Annotated in this window: 18 protein-coding genes; 10 read left to right on the top strand and 8 right to left on the bottom strand. The window is 52.9% G+C overall.

Going from position 1 to position 16,429, the window contains the following annotated elements; genetic code table 11:
• Positions 1–36 precede the first annotated feature (36 nt).
• The 4 genes from ACN2TU_RS21525 to ACN2TU_RS21510 form a co-directional block, all read right to left on the bottom strand.
• Positions 37–1,146 carry a demethoxyubiquinone hydroxylase family protein gene (locus tag ACN2TU_RS21525; protein ID WP_435158324.1) on the bottom strand — a complete coding sequence of 370 codons (1,110 nt, stop codon included), beginning with the start codon at positions 1,144–1,146 and terminating at the stop codon, positions 37–39.
• An 87-nt stretch (positions 1,147–1,233) separates the two neighbouring features.
• The gene (locus ACN2TU_RS21520) at positions 1,234–1,608 is read right to left on the bottom strand and encodes a DUF7475 family protein (protein ID WP_435158323.1); all 375 of its coding nucleotides are present in this window, start codon (positions 1,606–1,608) and stop codon (positions 1,234–1,236) included.
• An 89-nt stretch (positions 1,609–1,697) separates the two neighbouring features.
• Positions 1,698–2,498 carry a ZIP family metal transporter gene (locus ACN2TU_RS21515; RefSeq protein WP_435158322.1) on the bottom strand — a complete coding sequence of 267 codons (801 nt, stop codon included), beginning with the start codon at positions 2,496–2,498 and terminating at the stop codon, positions 1,698–1,700.
• An 83-nt stretch (positions 2,499–2,581) separates the two neighbouring features.
• Positions 2,582–2,821 carry a hypothetical protein gene (locus tag ACN2TU_RS21510; protein WP_435158320.1) on the bottom strand — a complete coding sequence of 80 codons (240 nt, stop codon included), beginning with the start codon at positions 2,819–2,821 and terminating at the stop codon, positions 2,582–2,584.
• 199 nt (positions 2,822–3,020) lie between these two features.
• On the opposite strand from ACN2TU_RS21510, the gene ACN2TU_RS21505 reads away from it, so the two are divergent.
• The 6 genes from ACN2TU_RS21505 to ACN2TU_RS21480 all read left to right on the top strand — a co-directional run bounded on the left by ACN2TU_RS21505 (position 3,021) and on the right by ACN2TU_RS21480 (position 9,602).
• Positions 3,021–4,403 carry a phenylacetate--CoA ligase family protein gene (locus tag ACN2TU_RS21505; RefSeq protein ID WP_435158318.1) on the top strand — a complete coding sequence of 461 codons (1,383 nt, stop codon included), beginning with the start codon at positions 3,021–3,023 and terminating at the stop codon, positions 4,401–4,403.
• 77 nt (positions 4,404–4,480) lie between these two features.
• Positions 4,481–4,984 (top strand): alpha/beta hydrolase, encoded by a 504-nt coding sequence (locus ACN2TU_RS21500; protein ID WP_435158316.1) that lies wholly within the window; start codon positions 4,481–4,483, stop codon positions 4,982–4,984.
• A complete protein-coding gene (locus tag ACN2TU_RS21495; RefSeq protein ID WP_435158441.1) occupies positions 4,962–5,390 on the top strand; it encodes a hypothetical protein in 429 nt (142 codons plus the stop codon). The genes ACN2TU_RS21500 and ACN2TU_RS21495 overlap by 23 nt, the downstream gene beginning before the upstream one ends.
• A gap of 1,393 nt (positions 5,391–6,783) precedes the next feature.
• Positions 6,784–7,230 (top strand): right-handed parallel beta-helix repeat-containing protein, encoded by a 447-nt coding sequence (locus ACN2TU_RS21490; RefSeq protein WP_435158315.1) that lies wholly within the window; start codon positions 6,784–6,786, stop codon positions 7,228–7,230.
• Positions 7,227–8,834, top strand: coding sequence for a choice-of-anchor D domain-containing protein (locus tag ACN2TU_RS21485; RefSeq protein WP_435158432.1), 1,608 nt, complete (start codon positions 7,227–7,229; stop codon positions 8,832–8,834). Before ACN2TU_RS21490 ends, ACN2TU_RS21485 begins: the two co-directional genes overlap by 4 nt.
• 72 nt (positions 8,835–8,906) lie before the next feature.
• A complete protein-coding gene (locus tag ACN2TU_RS21480) occupies positions 8,907–9,602 on the top strand; it encodes a phosphoglycerol geranylgeranyltransferase (RefSeq protein ID WP_435158314.1) in 696 nt (231 codons plus the stop codon).
• A 184-nt stretch (positions 9,603–9,786) separates the two neighbouring features.
• Here the strand turns inward: ACN2TU_RS21480 and ACN2TU_RS21475 are convergent, their stop codons facing one another.
• Positions 9,787–10,074 (bottom strand): hypothetical protein, encoded by a 288-nt coding sequence (locus ACN2TU_RS21475; protein WP_435158312.1) that lies wholly within the window; start codon positions 10,072–10,074, stop codon positions 9,787–9,789.
• Positions 10,075–10,290: 216 nt separating this feature from the next.
• On the opposite strand from ACN2TU_RS21475, the gene ACN2TU_RS21470 reads away from it, so the two are divergent.
• From ACN2TU_RS21470 to ACN2TU_RS21460, 3 genes are all read left to right on the top strand, one after another.
• Positions 10,291–10,938: a dihydrofolate reductase family protein gene (locus ACN2TU_RS21470; protein ID WP_435158311.1), complete on the top strand. Its 648-nt coding sequence runs from the start codon at positions 10,291–10,293 to the stop codon at positions 10,936–10,938.
• Between the two features lie 462 nt (positions 10,939–11,400).
• Positions 11,401–11,847, top strand: coding sequence for a VOC family protein (locus tag ACN2TU_RS21465; protein WP_435158309.1), 447 nt, complete (start codon positions 11,401–11,403; stop codon positions 11,845–11,847).
• Positions 11,848–12,019: 172 nt separating this feature from the next.
• Positions 12,020–12,268 (top strand): hypothetical protein, encoded by a 249-nt coding sequence (locus ACN2TU_RS21460; RefSeq protein WP_435158306.1) that lies wholly within the window; start codon positions 12,020–12,022, stop codon positions 12,266–12,268.
• A gap of 228 nt (positions 12,269–12,496) precedes the next feature.
• On the opposite strand, the gene ACN2TU_RS21455 is transcribed toward ACN2TU_RS21460, so the two are convergent.
• Both ACN2TU_RS21455 and ACN2TU_RS21450 read right to left on the bottom strand, forming a co-directional pair.
• Positions 12,497–12,781: an SWIM zinc finger family protein gene (locus tag ACN2TU_RS21455; RefSeq protein WP_435158304.1), complete on the bottom strand. Its 285-nt coding sequence runs from the start codon at positions 12,779–12,781 to the stop codon at positions 12,497–12,499.
• Positions 12,782–12,911: 130 nt separating this feature from the next.
• Positions 12,912–14,018 carry a nitrilase-related carbon-nitrogen hydrolase gene (locus ACN2TU_RS21450; RefSeq protein ID WP_435158302.1) on the bottom strand — a complete coding sequence of 369 codons (1,107 nt, stop codon included), beginning with the start codon at positions 14,016–14,018 and terminating at the stop codon, positions 12,912–12,914.
• Between the two features lie 540 nt (positions 14,019–14,558).
• Between ACN2TU_RS21450 and ACN2TU_RS21445 the strand changes: the two genes are divergently transcribed.
• The gene (locus ACN2TU_RS21445; RefSeq protein ID WP_435158300.1) at positions 14,559–15,413 is read left to right on the top strand and encodes an SMP-30/gluconolactonase/LRE family protein; all 855 of its coding nucleotides are present in this window, start codon (positions 14,559–14,561) and stop codon (positions 15,411–15,413) included.
• A gap of 53 nt (positions 15,414–15,466) precedes the next feature.
• Here ACN2TU_RS21445 and ACN2TU_RS21440 read toward each other — a convergent pair whose 3' ends face one another.
• The gene (locus tag ACN2TU_RS21440; RefSeq protein ID WP_435158298.1) at positions 15,467–15,874 is read right to left on the bottom strand and encodes a PPC domain-containing DNA-binding protein; all 408 of its coding nucleotides are present in this window, start codon (positions 15,872–15,874) and stop codon (positions 15,467–15,469) included.
• Positions 15,875–16,429: the final 555 nt, after the last annotated feature.

Genomic DNA, 16,429 nt, shown 5'->3' with positions numbered 1-16,429 from the left:
TTCCCGCCCAAACTACAGCAGATATACAGTCGTCCCTTACCCAGCGATCGCCACGCCAATCAAACTGCCAACGCCATAGGTCAGACCGGCTGCAGCAAGTCCGATAATCACCTGGCGGAAGCCGGAGTACAGAAGACTTCGGCCAGTGAGGAGCGTAATTCCAGCTCCGATGAGAAAGAGTGCACCAGCACTGAGGATAAGACTTCCACCAACAGCAAGTATCCCTGTGAGGAAAAAGAACGGGACGACGGGAACAATTGCCCCGAATGCAAAGAGGATGAATGAGGCACCTGCCGCTTCCCATGCTGATCCACCGAGCTCTTCACGTGCCAGTGTATCGAGTGCTTTCTCTTGGTTGGCGACGAGCTGTGCTGCGAGTTGTTTAGCTTGCTCTTGCGGGAGACCTTTCGATTGATAGATAAGCGACAATTCCTGTTCTTCCTCTTCTGGCACTGCCGCCAGCTCTTCGGCCTCGATCGCGATTTGGCGCTGGTATAATTCTCTCGAACTCTGGACAGAAAGCCACTCACCCATTGCCATCGAGCCCGCGCCAGCGAGCAGCCCCGCCAGTCCAGTAATGAGGATCGAGGACGCAGAGAGGGCAGCGCCAGCAACCCCCATGACGAGACTGAGATTCGAAATCAGGCCATCATTTGCGCCAAGCACTGCAGCACGCAAGGCATTGCCACTTGCAGACCGATGGCGTCCCTCCAGTTGTGCAAGCGTCCCACCTTCTAACCCTCCGCCAGTGGTTGTCTCTATCGCGTCAAGGAGTCGTGCATGCGATTGCTCATGGCTTGGAAGATCTGTGTCTTTAGCTTCTGGTTGTGCTGCATAGTCACGACTATCAGTTCGTTCACTAGCCGTGACGATTGGAAGGACGACTGCTGGCCCAAATCGTTGTGCAAGCCATCCCAGCGTTCGTGCTCGCCAACTTGGATGGCGATCGCCTGGTTGGACACCTGCTTCTTGGAGTTGTGTCTCCCAGAAGTGTGCATGCTCTTCTTCAGATGCTGCTAAGCGACGATACACCTCCGCTAATTCTGACCGTGACTCTGCATCCGCAATTGCACGATAGATGGTACTGCTGTCGATCTCAGCTTGACGATTCGCTTGATACCGCTCTACTGAGTCTTCGGACGCCATAGAACACTTCGTCAACGACCAATCTAATCAATCGGAGGGTGAAATACTGGCTCGAATCTCGCGTAGTTAGCTTCCCAGAACGGTGAGTTACGATCGTTTCTGCAGATAGAGAATCACGAGGACGAGGATGAACAGTGCTTGGACTGCTTTGTCGAAGAGCCTGAGTGGCTCGTAGATATCGGGCCATCGGAGGACGAAATACGCGATGAACTGAATGCCTGTGTAAATGATCCCAACACCGTACAGCAGTGGTTGATTTACGCCGAAATAGAGCAGTACAAGCGCGCCAAAGAAGCCGAGTCCAGCCAAGATGAAGAGTATTCCAATGATACCCTCATTAATATCTTCAATATCTTCATAGATATGAATCGCGCCGGTGAGAATCACGAGGACAATCCCGACATAGTCAAGGCTCGTAAGCGCTGGTTGCTGTCGAACTTGGCTACCTGATTCAGTGGTCACAGACAGTTCAAAATCTCGACGAAAATAGCCGTATTGGCCGACTATCGAAGGTTCATCTGGACTCGAAACGACCTACGTAACAGGTTGAATTATCCAACGATGAGGAGGGGCGACATAAGGGCGATTCCGATTGTAAATCCAACTACAATTTCTCGGTGTCCCTGTCCTGGGAGATTTTGACCACGAGTCCGTGCTTCGGGCAGCAGTTCATATGCAACGAGAAACAGCATTGCTCCAGCGGCAAACCCGAGCCCAAATGAGAGCGTGCGACGAGCAATTTGAACGAAATAGAACGCGACAATTGCCGCGAGCGGCTGGGGAACACTCGAAAACACTGCCCACCCGACGAGTTTCCAGTTCGAAATGCCCTGGGTCTTGAGCGGAATCGCAACCGCCAGTCCTTCAGGAATGTTCTGAAGAGCAATCGCCGTTGTGACAAAAATAGCGAGAATAGGAACACTGAACCCAAGGATCGGTTCTCCCATCCCAAGGTTCAAATCGGCGAACGAGACGCCGACCGCAACCCCCTCGGGAAAACTGTGGACGGTGAGCGTTCCGACGATGAGCACCAACCGACGGAAATCTGCCTCTGAGATAGTTTGAGGATGAAACTTGTACTCGCCAAGAAGACGGCTCGCCCCGAATACGAGCAGCGCGCCGACGACTACACCACTGGCAACCTCAACGAGTGGACCTTGATCTACCGCCTCAGGAAGAAGGCCAAAGAGGGATGCCGACAGCATGATTCCGGCAGCGAAGCCCCATAGCGTCACGTACGCGCGATCGCTGACATCCTCCACGAAGAAAAACGGTACAGCACCAAGTCCAGCAGCTAAATCCGTCAGGAGGGCGGCGAAGAAAACAAATACGACTGCTTCTGTGGGTGCCATTGGGTAGAAGGAGATAGTAGTACACGCGACACGTATTCAAATCTTGTCCACCCCTACCGATTCCGATCGAGTCCCTTCAGCGTTCATTCGATTTCGAACACACGGGCAACCGTACGATTGCTGTCGAGCGTCCGATGCATGGCGGTATTGGATGCGTCTTCAAGTTCATCTAACTGAACTACTCGAAGCATCGGCTCAAATGGTTTTGCATCGTGCCAGTCCGCGAATGGATCGTGTTGCACGTACAAACCGAGGTCGAGGTGGCTGACCACTTCGACCGCATTGGTCGTTTGATCAAGAACTTCTTCAGTTTGCTTCGTCAAATCGCTCCGCCCTCCTGAGAGGGGATCAGTATCTTGTAGTGCCTCGCCAACAGGCTATGAGTCACGGAGAGGAGACGTTAGCGACGTCATATCACGACTGAGATAGAACGGGCCAAGAACAAAGTCCGTTCCGCGTGAAGTGGAAACCAAACACGGCACGTCGAGCTGGGAAGATGGCTCGCTTCTCGGAGCCAGTACGATGAATCCAATCACGAAAGGGAAGATCACGCTCGACGTGTGGCGTGCCAAATGGGCGACCCGCTTGGAGATAGAGACACGACAGCGCCGACGGCTGGCAGATATGCTCTCGTTCGTCCGGCAACAGTCTCGGTTCTACAAGCAACACTATGCAGACGTTCCCGAGGGTAGTACCAACCTCAAAGCGTTTCCTCCTGTGACAAAATCGATGTTGATGGAAAGCTTCGACGATGTTGTCACAGATACGGCGATCACGAAAGCCGAGACCGATGCGTTCGTTGCTGACGAGTCGAAAATCGGCCAGCGATTCCTCGACCGCTACCCGATCTGGACCACGTCCGGGACTACGGGGGAGCCCGGTACCTTCGTCCAGGACGACATGGCTCTGACGCTACTCAACGTTCTCCCTGACCGCTGGATGCTAGATGTATTCTTCGGCATCGACCCGCTCAGGCGTCTTGTCGAGCATAACCTTCGACAGGCCGAAATCGCAGTCACTGGCGGTCACTTTGCCGGTGCCTCCGGAATTGCACTGCTGCAGCGTGAATCTACATTCCTCGAGAACCGGGTTCAGATATTCTCACCGACACAGCCACTCACCGACCTCGTCGCGGAGCTGAACCGTTATCAGCCCGCACTCCTTGTTGGATACGCTACCGTTCTCAGGGAACTGGCACGAACCCAGCGGGACGGTCGCCTCGACATCAACCCCGCAATTGTCTGCCCCACGGCAGAGCCCATCTCGGAGGCGGAGAAACGAGACCTTGAGCGGGCATTCGACTGTGCGGTGCGCGAGATGTATGGTGCGACCGAGTTCTTCCCGATTGCGGTCGAGTGTAGCCACGGGAACCTCCACATCAACACCGACTGGGTCGTCATCGAACCCGTCGACGAAGACTACCAGCCGGTCGAACCCGGTGTACCCTCGGAAACGGTGTTGATAACGAACCTCGCGAATCGCGTGCAGCCGCTCGTTCGACACGACCTCGGCGATAGCGTCACAATGTATGACGAGCGCTGTTCGTGTGGGAGTGCGTTTCCTATCATCGAGGTCGAGGGGCGGCAGGGTGATGTCCTTCATTTCGAGACGGCGGACGGACGAGAGCTCCCGGTCTTTCCACTTGCACTCTCGAGCGTGGTCGAAGAGGTGCCCGGGGTGCGTCGAACGCAACTCGTTCGAACGGCACCGTCTGTCATTTGCGTTCGCTTGGAGGTGACGTCTAACCGTGACGAAGTGGACGTGTGGGGGCAGGTGAGTGCTGATCTCAAGGCGTTCTTAGAAGACCAGGGTATTACTGGCATCACTCTCGAGAGAGCGACTGAGTCACCGCAACGCGATCCCAGGAGCGGGAAGTTCCGACACGTCTGGTCGGAACAGATCTAAGACGGACTTGGAAGCGATTTTCCTGAAAATCCTAGTAGTGAACTATTTTCGCTCATTGGATCGTACTACAACTGAACATGAACCAGAACACCACTAAAACAGCGATATCGTTCGAATCTGGTGGAGTACGGTGTTCTGCGGATCTGTATTTGCCGCTTCAGGTTGACGGACGGCTTCCGTGTATCGTTATGGGACACGGCTTCAGTGGCACGAAAGACTTGGGACTCCCTGCGTTCGCGGAGCGCTTTGCTGCGAATGGATTCGCAGTCTTAGCATTCGACTATCGGCATTTCGGGGAGAGCAATGGGGATCCTCGTCAAGTAGTCAATGTTGAACGACAGCGCGAAGACTATCACGCGGCGATTCGTCGGGCTCGAAGTCTCGGGATGGTTGATCCGGGCCGTGTTGTCGTGTGGGGAACATCTCTCGCTGGCAGTCACGTCATTGCCGTTGCTGCCGATGATCCGGAGATTGCTGCAGTCATAACCCAAGTTCCGATGCTGGATGCATTCCGGGGAATGGGATCCGAGCGAGCCCCTGTCGGGGATCCTCATTCGAATGCTCCTCGCAGCCGTGTATGATGCAGTAAGAGGCCAGCTTGGTCTGTCACCGTATCTGGTTCCCGTCATCGGTGACCCAGGTGGCTTCGCAGTAATAACTGAACCCGACGCGAGGCCAATCATGGAACGTCTCGCTGCCAACGGATCGACGTGGCGCAACGAATTCGCCCCACGCGTTGCATTCAACCTCCCACGATACAAGCAGGGTACCATAGAACGAGTCACAGCGCCAATTCTTTTTTGTGTTGCAGAGAACGATCAGCAGGCTTTACCAGAGTTTGCGGTACAGGTCGTTGAAAAGGCCAATCGGGCTGAGATTCTACGATATCCGGTGGGGCACTTTCAAATCTATGTGGGAAAAACGCGAGAGAAAGCTATAGTGAACCAGGTGGAGTTTTTGAAACGTCATCTCATATCCAGTTCGTAGAAAATCTGGGAACAACTACAACTGTGCTCAAATATCCCTCTTCCACTGATGTTCCAGTAGGAAGCAGCAGTTCTGCATTAATTCCGTATTAATCCATGAGCGGAAGTATGCAAGTCCGATATGCTTGCCAGACCCTCTTAGTTCTGCTTAGTGCAACATCGAGCAGTGAGACAGCTGGATTCTAGCCAATTCACTCTTCATGAGTTAGTAGGTCAAATATTGAGACCACAAAGAGCAGTGAGCAGAAGCCCCAACTATGAGCGGTTCGACAGTGCATCGATTGCTACTGACGGTCTCATTGGCTTCTGATCAGCGCCTACTAGAAATACGAACGGGGGCGGATTCGAACCACCGGGGCCACGACGTGGCCGCCATCGACAGGGTATTGATGGTGCTTCTGCCAACAAGCAACCCGTTCTCGCACCGGATTCCCCCACTGGGGAGTCGGTAATGGCCGTGGTGGGAATGACGACACGGCCAGTCGTCTGGAAGTCTGCCATGAAACACGCGGTTTGCAATGCTTGTCCCGAGCGCCGCGGGGCTAGTCTATGGCACCAGGGAAACCCCTACGACGCTCGCAACTTATCCAATGACCGCATTGAGTATTGTTATACGCCCCCTGAAATCAACACGACAACCATTCGACCGCAGCTCAGAGAGCGCGATGCGAAGTGGACGGAAGCGAAAACAATTGAGTTGATGAGCACCGTGGAGTTATGAGCAGCCAATCAAGGGCTAAAAACTACTACTTATAAAATCGTTAAGCGAGAGTAAAGTTCGTTGTGACGATGGTGTGATTCAAGAAGCCAGCCACGTGGGGTGGTGAGGATTAGCACACCGATGTGGATACACAAGCCCCACGTTTTCCGAACACTATCGCACATGCCACGGCGAATTTGTGCTCGGATATAGGTGAATGTAGGATGGTTATTTAGATCTTTTGCTGGTGTTGAATTTTACGTATGCTGTACGCACGACTTAAGAATTTGCTTGCCATCAATTCGGCGACTTCCTCGGATAACTCTTTGAACAGTTTATCACACCCGAACAGGACGAGCTTGTGATTCATAGAGAATAGACAGACCAGCACCATAATAGGGGTGAGCCATCCCCGGAGTGGAAGTATTCTCGAAAAGTTTTATTGTAATGGCACTATGCCGTCTGATGAATCGCATTCATTTCATAATACCACAATCAATATAGATTCATAAACAATAATTGAATGACCCATTGGCATTAGTGGTTACAGTCGTTTAGTGAGTTGGTCAATGGTGATGATTCCCTTGATTCGAATGAGTAATGTCTTATTACCAAAATTTAAATATTATATAATAATATTAAATTTATCTATTTTTTTACTTATAATTACGATACAAATTCTGTGTGATACAAAATGAACTACGACAAGAGAAAACAACAACTACTCGCAAGTGGGCTCGCCCTACTCATCGTCGCATCATTAGTAACGAGCGTAAGTCTGGTTGCAACGCAACCCGCACGCGCGCAAACACCTATCAACTCCTGTACGACGATTACTCAACCGGGAGAATACGAACTCACCCAGGACATCACGGACAGTCCCGACACAACCTGTATCGACATTCAAGCCGACGACGTCGTCCTCGACGGTAACGGGCACACGATCGATGGAGTCGACGCGGTAAACACGGTTGGTGTACAGAGTCAATCGCAGACGAACGTCACTGTCGAAAATCTCACCGTCACCGATTGGCTGACAGGGATCTCAGTCGACAGTAGTGACAATCACACTCTCACCAATATCACCGCGAATAACAACAACCTGGGCATCTTTTTCACTAATAGAACCAATAACATCTGACTAACACTACCGAGAACAACGACAGCAACGGCATCGACATCTCCTTTTCTGAGAATAACACCCTGACGAATGCCACCGCTACCAACAATAGCTATGGTATCTTTCACACCAATAGTGACAATAACACACTGGCGAAGGTCACCCCCACCGACAATGACTATGGTATCCTTCTCAATGGTGACAATAACACACTGACGAATAACACAATCACCGCGAACGTCAATGCAGGTATTTATCTTCAATCCCTCACTGCGAACAATTTCATCTATAACAATCTGCTGAACAACACCCAGAACGTTGAGTTCCAGGCTGGATTCCCCAACGTATCGAACAGGTGGAACGTCACGAACCAGTCTGGCCCGAACATCATCGGTGGGCCCAATCTCGGTGGCAACTACTACGCCACACCCAGTGGGGACGGCTTCAGCCAGACGTGTACCGACGCCAACAACGACGGGATCTGCGACACGCCCAATGACTTTGGCCTCGATAACAACAACAACACTGACTTCCTCCCACAGACAGGTGAGCCGAATATCTCCGTCTCACCATCCACCGTTGACTTTGGCTCCGTCAATGTCAGTAATACCACCACTACAAACATCACCATTACTAACACCGGTACTGCCACACTCGATGTCACAGATACCACCATCAGTGAACCAGATGCGGGGGAATTCAGTATTGTAAGTGGCGACGCGCCATTTAGTCTTGCATCAGGCGAAAGCCGAAACGTGACCGTCCAATTCGCCCCTGCTTCAGCGGGTGCAAAGTCTGCCACACTCGACATCGAGAGTAACGACGCTGATGAGCCAACCGTTTCGGTTCCGCTCGCCGGGACAGGGACAGAGCAACAACCCAACATCGACGTTTCACCAACCAGTCTCAACTTCGGCAAAGTCCCTGTCGGCGACTCCAAGACGAAGAACATCACCGTCACTAACACTGGTACTGGCACGCTCGATGTGAGTGCGACTGATATCGTTGGCGCAGACGCAAGCACATTCAGCATTGCCGATGGCAATGCGCCATTCAGCCTCGCACCAGGCGAAAGCCAGAACGTCACAGTCGAGTTCGCACCGACTTCCAAAAGCACGAAAACAGCAACCCTTCAGATCGAGAGCAACGATCCGGACGACCCAACCACAACCGTCGAGCTGTGTGGGAAAGCCGTCAAAGACAGCAAGACGGTCTTCCCCGAGCCACTCATCATCAAAAAGCACGGGAAGATCCTCTTCAAGATCGGCCCACCTCAGGATCTCAACGGTGATGGCCTCTACGAGGACGTCAATGGCGACGACAAATTCATTTTCAAAGACGTGGTCGCACTGGCGATCGTCGAGAACGCCTATCAGCACGACCACCTGGATCTGAACGCACAACAGGTTGCAGCGCTTGACTTCAACCAGGACGGGAAACTCACCCAGAAGGACGTCGGTGCGCTCGCAATCGACCTGTTCACGGAGAAAGCTGGCTGGCATAGTCAGTTGAAGTCTGCCGATCTGAACAAAGATGGCACAGTGACCGCGCGGGATCGCACCCTGGGACAAGCGGTGCTCAATGGCCAGGATCTCGTGAAGATGCTGTCAGTCGACGGTTGTTGAACTGCTCTTCGAACCACGAGTCCAATCAAACAGAGAGAAAGCGGTTTGCGTAGCACTGCACTACAGTTCATTATGGCGGCTGCATGGGCGCAGTGGGAGCACGTCACGAAGGTTGACCCAGATAAGCCACTTCACAATGGGGATTCCTACGCTGACATTGCTGACACAGGAACAGATGCACTCATTCTCGGTGGTACCACGAACGTCACAGAGTCCAGCGTTCGGTCAATTCTCGATGCACTCGTCTCCGTCGAAATACCCGTCTTTGTCGAACCAACCTACCACCCGACCAAGTTTCAGCATGATGCTCTGACCGGATATCTGATTCCAGTTGTCCTGAATGCCGGTGACAGAACCTGGGTAACAGGAGCACACCATGAATGGGTACGCTCGACAGAGACGATCGACTGGGAACTGGTGCATACCGAAGCTTACATCATTTTAAATTCAGAGTCGGCAGTTGCCACGTACACGCAAGCGGACTGTAACCTCGATGCAAATGATGTCGCTGCCTATGCTATACTCGCCGAACAGATCCTCGGCCAGGAGATCATTTATCTCGAGTATTCCGGCACCCTTGGTGATTCAGCTGTTGTCGCTGCCACACGAGATGCACTCTCATCAGCACAGCTCTTCTATGGGGGTGGGATTCACGATTACGAGTCGGCGTATCAGATGGCGAGTGTCACTGATACGGTCATTGTCGGTGATGTGCTCCATGACGCCGGTATCGAGGCCGTCAAGGAAACCGTTCGCGGAGCAACGTAGACTCAGCACGACTCGTAATTGTGGCCTCTACAATTGAAGGAACGAGTGAGATGATCGAGAGTGTATACCTGCAATCAGTCGCTCATAGGTTAGTATAATATTCTAACGTAGACAGTCTACTGGCTCATCGGCGTTCAAACACCACGACGTCAACGGTAGCAAAATAACATGAAAAGAGTGTGTTTCAGATCCGAGTGAATTGGTCGGCGTTTACCGGGAAGATGTTGCGACCGTAGAGTTTGATCAGATACGCGGCAATAAACCACGAGAAGATGACCATCCAGCCACCAATATAATTCGAGACGTCAAGGACATACAGGGCGATACCGCCGGTCGTTCCGAGAACCAGTATCTGAATGAGACTCCCGACGAGAATGAGCTTGCCAATCCCGACGAGTACAGCGATGTGTCGATGAAGTGTGTCTCGTGCGGTTTCATTCGGTGCTTCGATCGATAACGGTGGGATTTGCATAGCCTTATCCTCCATTCAATCGCGCATCTTGAAACGCACCGAATCCAAGAACGCAGACTGCTTTTACCCCTAATTGCTCGGAGCAGCTAATTTCGATCATCGAAACTAAATGTAGATCACCTGAATGGTGCTCTTCATCATTAGTGGGGTGGATCCAGGCCACTCTGGTTAAGACAGTAGCAAGCTATCTGGACTGCGGAAGTTGAGGTGGCACAGATGAGTGCGAACGAGACAATGACTGACGACATCAGCCGGACTGGCGATGGACAGAGAAAGGTAATCGTAAGCGAGTTTCTATCGCTTGATGGTGTAATGCAGGCACCAGGTGGTTCTGACGAGGATCGCGAAGGTGGGTTCGAGCATGGCGGTTGGCAGATGCAATACTTCGATGAGGTCTATGGGGACACAGTCTCCGAAGGGATCTTCACGTCGGACGCCCTTTTACTTGGACGGAAGACGTATGAAATCTTCGCTGCGTACTGGCCGACGGCGACGGATGAAGAGGTCAGCGGCGGCTTCGCCAACTTGATGAACAGCATCGACAAATACGTCGCCTCAAGAACCTTGGACACAGTGGAATGGCAGAATTCGACGCTGTTCAAGGGAGACGTTGCCGAGGCGGTCGCCAGACTGAAAGAACAGTCAGGCCAGGACATCCGTGTCATCGGCAGTGGCGAGCTTGTTCAAACACTCATGGAGCATGATCTTGTCGACGAATATCAGCTCATGATTCACCCGCTCGTTCTCGGCGGGGGCAAGCGACTCTTCAAGGATGGGAGCAAGAAAAACGATCTACAACTCGTGGACACCAAGACGACTGGAACCGGAGTCGCGATACTTCACTACCAGACGGAGAGGGAGTAGTGAGTCGAGATGACGGAGAATAGACCTGTTGCACCAACTCACTTGGAGTAACGTACTGCTCGACCTCAGTCCCTAATGAATCTACGTTTGTTGACAAACTGGATCTTGGACTTCCTCGAGGGCATGGTAGTACCACCCGTTTCTACTTCCGTTTACGATTGTAGTCAAAAATAGCTAATTTGGCCTTGTTGGAACCCTCAATCGGAGATAGTTTTCACCGATCGTGCTGCATACAGGACGCGTATCGGTCACTGGCCGGTTGTTATCTGGCGAAAGCTCGGACCGATAGACACAGTTCAAGGGCACATCAACGCCCTGACCCGGGTGGGCGTAATGAGAGCCTGGGACCGGCCCGCCCGCCTTAGCAGTCGGGGGCGCTCTAAGGTCGCGACGAAACTCCCCGCCACGCTTCCCCCGCCAACGAAGCCTATTTGCGCACCCCTCACCTAGTTTGCTTGGGCCATGGCGATCAAGCAAATGGACAACGTCCTCATCGTGGTCGAGGACCTCGAAACTGCGAAGGCGTTCTTCACGGAGCTCGGCATGGAGCTGGAGGGCGAGACGCGCGTCGAGGGAGAGTGGGCGGATCGCGTCGTGGGCCTCAAGAACGTTCAGAGCGACATCGCCATGATGCGAACCCCCGACGGCCACGGCCGCGTCGAGCTCTCGAAGTTCATGACGCCCAAGGCCACTCGCGACGGATCCGAGGAACCGGCGGTGAACACCTTGGGGATCCGCCGCATCATGTTCGCCGTCGACGACATCGACGAAGTTCTTGACCGCCTCCGCTCCCACGGAGCCGAACTCGTGGGTGAAGTCGCCCAGTACGAAGACGTGTACCGTCTCTGCTTCGTGCGCGGCCCCGAAGGTATCATCGTCGGGTTGGCCGAGGAGCTCGACGGAGCCTAGCGGGTCGCCCCCACGCTCTTGGCGGTCACCGTTTTGAGCCCGGGCATCCCCGGGGATCAGGATCAGCCGGAAACAGGGCGATTCGTCGCCGGTCCCAATCGGGAAAGACGTCTTTTCCGCGACGAGCCGTTCCAGAATGGGGGTTTTCCGGCGAGTTTAGGAACGCAGCCCCGTGACCATCACCCTCGAAGCGGTCGAGGGGGGATCCAAGGTGACCGTGCGTCAAGAGGGCATCCCCAAGCCAATCCCCGAAGAGGACGCCGCAGTCCTCGCACACAAGCCACCACTTTGGTACAGTGAACCGTTCGCAGTGTTGCGAGGTGTCGAGGTGATACGTCCAGCGGGTGAATGTTGCGCCGTGATCCGCGTCACCGAACTCGTGGTACTGCCATGCGTGAATGAGTTCGTTGCGAACGGTTGAACTGAACTGTTCCCAGCCGTGGTGCTCGAATGCGTCCCACGTGAGCGAGATCGTAATCTTGTCTGATACAGGATCGGATTTGGTGACCTCTGCCTGTCGTTGTGTTCGATGGGAGCACTCTGTCGATGGTTTCGACTGACAGATCACAGAAATGCTCATCCAGGTGGTTTGAATGTACATTGTGCGCAAAGGCGGTCGCAATCGCAGTCTTCCGGTTCGGGATCGTCTTCATCCTCGGGGGGAACACATCAAGGGTGCCGTCGCAATTTCGACTGCGGCCATGTGCTTGCAGAACGCACTTCGGTGAACGTGGTGCGGACACGTGCACGCCATCACGTTGTCCAGCGTGACGACGTATTGGTATTCAGCGGGGTTCTCGTGACTCTCATTGGTGACGTCGATGAGTCCGGGGGTTTCGACGTCAAAGGCAAATTGTTCGGCCTGTGCGCGTTTCTGTGCCGTCTCATCAGACTCAAGCGCTGCGGTTGGGGTTGCATGCGATGCGTTCGTCAACCCAGCATTCAATAGGATCGGATTCGAGAGCGAGTGTGGACTAACCTTGGATGCCTGAGACCCGCCTCCAAGAGGTGCTTGCTCGTTAGCTAGACACTGTTTTTGATTGTGGAAAATCAGTTCGAAAGGGTTACTCTATGGGTTCGTTAGCTTCGCCTCGATCTTGATACGGTGGTACCCAGATATCTTGTTCGATCATGGAGTCGATACGCGCCTGCGTGACTTCTTCGGCATACTTGTCATGGCGAGGTGGTTGTGCATCGAGATAACGGTTCTTTGGGTAGAGTTCCCGATCGTAAATGACCTGGCATAGCTCAGTGCGAAGGTCTTTCAACCAATTTGTCAGCGGCGATCGAGTACGGTGTTCACGCAATCCTTCGATATCGATGGGGGCACCGACATATGAGGATCCGGCACCATAGTCGTGTTCGGCAAGTACGTCACCTCGATGGTTAACGACCATCGACCCACCACCGAAGGTGTCAACGGGCGTCTCTTCATCCGGTGTGAGATAGTAGGTACCCAAATTTGGTGCAACAAGGTAGGCAGTGTTATCGAGTGCCCGGGCTCGATTCTGAATACGCCATCCGTCATTAGCAACGAGAGGTTCAGGACAAGAAATCCGACAAATAACCTCTGCCCCATTCATCGCGAGGCCGCGAACATATTCCGGATAGGCCCCTTCGATAGCCAATGAGATGCCAAGACGTCCGATATCCGTGTCTGCAACTGGGAAAAAAGCGTCTAAATCTCTGCCGTATTCTGCGACCCACGCATCCCAGACGTCGTGCGGGCTGACCGATCGTTCAACGGGGAGGAGTGGCGTCACCTTCCGGTGTTTTAGGATGATGTCACCGTCTGGATCGATAATAAATGCAGTATTAAAGAACTTGTTTGGAAACTTCGGTTCAGCTTTCTCCTTCGCTGAGGCGACAATATAGGTCTCGAATTCTGTAGCATATTCACCAAGTGTGTTGGTCTCGTCACCAGGAATGTCTATCGCGATCTCGTCTGCGTACGTCGCGTGATCCATGTCCATGACTTCATCAGTGAATCCCTGAAGCGCCCCCTCGGGAATGACGGCAAGCTTCACTGGCAATTCGAGACTACTCAGCCACGTCGCCGCTTTGAGATTGTCGTGGATGTGGTCAAGATTCTTCTGTATATCGCTACGTTCTGTCGCACCCCAGACGGTTGGAGAGAGACCAACCGCAGTGTATTGTTCGATCTTCGTCATCGGTACTCGATTGTATTATTTGTGGATAGGACATAATTATGTGTGGTGCTGTCATTGACCAGGGTTGACAAGCAGAGACAACATTATCAGCGACCAACGACATTAATCAATCTCGTGGGCAAATCGATTTCTCGTAAGTTGACTGGGGCTAATAGACCGATTGATGTGAGTGATATTCACCGACAGTTTGGAACACTTGTCTTCCAATATTGACTCTAGCAGAACGGCTGACATTGGGGAGAGTCATCTCCGACATAAGCGAGATACGCACCACGGACTACGCACAGACCGAGTCGAGGTCCCGGAGAAGTTTCATTTTCACATAGGGCTATCAACAGAGCCCAATCCGTGCTGAAATCGCTACACATTGGGTGACAAATCTTAACATGAACCGTTTCCTGTCTCTATCATGGTACAGATCGTTGATTACGAACTGTTCAAAGTACCGCCACGCTGGCTCTTCTTGAAGATCGAGACGAGCGACGGCATCGACCGTTGAGAACCCAAAAACCAATACCACATACTTGCGTCTCTTTGGCGATGAAACCCGAATTAGTCGCGGACTATCCGTGTGAAACTGGCGAAGCTCCGATCTGGCACACCGAGGAAGCGCGCCTCTACTGGACCGATATCCCCAACGGCATCCTGTATCGATACGACCCGTCGTCCGATTCGCACCAGGTCGTTCTGGAACGAGATACCATCGGCGGGACGACGATACAGTCTGACGGTAGTCTCTTGCTGTTCGGTGCTGGTGGCATCGTCGAACGCTGGGATGGCGAAACGGTGGAGACGGTCACAACGCTCGACGAAGCGGCTGAGACACGGTTCAACGATGTCATCGCCGATCCAGAGGGCCGGGTCTTTTGTGGAACAATGTCGACGGCGGATCGGCTTGGATCGCTCTACCGTCTCAACCACGATGGGACGTTTACCCGAATCGTCGACGAGGCTGATATCCCCAACGGCATGGGTTTCTCGCCGGATCACGAGACGTTTTACTTCACCGTTTCGAACGAGAATGCGATCTACGCATGCGATTACGAAACCGACACGGGAACTATCTCCGACCGGAGTGTCCTTGTCTCCACCGCGGATGAGGTAGGCGTCCCTGATGGCTTGACCGTCAACGAGAGCGGTGACCTCTGGTCTGCCCGATGGGACGGCCGGACACTCGTTCGTTACGCACCGACGGGTGAGGAACGCGAACGTGTCGAGTTCCCAGTTGAGAAAGTGTCTAGCGTAACGTTCGGCGGCTCCTCTTTCGAGCAGCTGTATGTGACGACGGCCGGCGGGTATGGCCGCCCCGAGGAGGGTGCCCTCGCTGGGTCGCTGTTCCGGGTCACGCCGGACTCGACAGGAACCCCCGAGTTCCGCTCGAGGATTTTCCCTTGAAATTTTGTATGTGATTTTTAGAAATTAATTAGTGTCGGGGGTTTGATGGTAGATCAGAGGTCAAACACGTCGAGTCCAGTTCGTTCGTCAAGTTGATGCTGTAACGGCGTTTCGCCCTTCTGAACAATGAGTTCAAAGGTGCCCGAAACGCGAGCACCACTGCAATGGCCGCCAATCGAGTCGAAATTACGTTTGCCTAATTGAATGTGCGCGTGGATTTTGTCCGGTCCAATATTTCCGGTGAAATTGGTCACCTCGAACTCGCCCTCGAATGTCTCTTCGTGATACTGCTGTCGCTCGACATCGTAATGCCCGAGTGTAACCTCGTCGACGGCCCCAATTCCCGTAAAAAAGGCACTGTCGATTGATTCTGTTTCTCTGAGTTGGCGTAGCGAATCGAGCACTTGGTCTCCCGGGTCGAGTCGAACAATGTACTGGTTCGCTTCATCTACATACTCCATGATTCTATCTACTGGCTACGATCGCTTTTCACTTAACATTCCCTACAACGGAAAGCCAGGATTAATTTTCAATTTCAATGAGAGTAGTCTATTAGTTGGTGCTGACATGCTCGGTGTGTCCATGAACTACGTCGGGTGCAACGACGCAACCTCGATGTTGAATGACAGTGTTAACCGAGCATGCCGGTGGTTCCGTTTACCACAGTTTATCAACTTCACCGACAAAACTAATCCTTTGTTTAGGTGTGAAATTTTCCAAATGGGTGCTAAAAATGGCGTGATATTCGTCTTATTTTTCTCCAATACCCTGTTAGAGTACGTATGATCTGGAAACTTAACCAACAAAACGGTACCATACCGCGTCTATATTGATGGTTAAAACAACACTGATGTCGGAACGAACCTTTGCCTTCCGATTTATTGCCGAAATACATTGTCGAAGGACTCTAAAGACATGTCAGTGAGTCGCTGCGAGCCGTTGCACACGATGCACAAGAACTCCGTGTCTATCGTGCCGCGCAGGCGGAGGCCGATCGGACAGCTGCCGCGGAAACC

It is taken from the genome of Haladaptatus marinus (assembly GCF_051194195.1).
This window is presented reverse-complemented; position numbering and strand designations above follow the sequence as displayed.